The following is a 259-nucleotide window of genomic DNA, read 5'->3' as shown; positions in this document are numbered from 1 at the left end:
CGACAAGGCCCTGGACGAGGGCGAGCACGACTTCATCGTCAAGGCGGAAGACCCGGCCGGCAACATGAGTGGCCCGTCGGAGCCCTACCCGATCAACATCGACACCACCGCGCCGACCGCCCCGACCATCGACAAGATCGTCGATAATGACGATCCGGCGCACCTGATCGACGTACCGAAGGACGGTTCGACCAACGACACCACCCCGGTGATTTCTGGTGGCGGCGCCGAGCCGGGCGACATCATTCACGTGATCGAC

General features: G+C 64.1%; 1 protein-coding gene. It reads left to right on the top strand.

Translation table 11 applies throughout. The features are described from left to right. The coding region (locus tag ACNFBT_RS27205; protein WP_416753903.1) for a hypothetical protein at positions 1-259 on the top strand (259 nt) is incomplete at both ends.

Source organism: Pseudomonas sp. NY15181 (assembly GCF_048068055.1).
Taxonomy (GTDB): domain Bacteria; phylum Pseudomonadota; class Gammaproteobacteria; order Pseudomonadales; family Pseudomonadaceae; genus Pseudomonas.
Note: the sequence above shows the minus strand (reverse complement) of the source record. Positions and strands in the feature narration are given on the sequence as shown.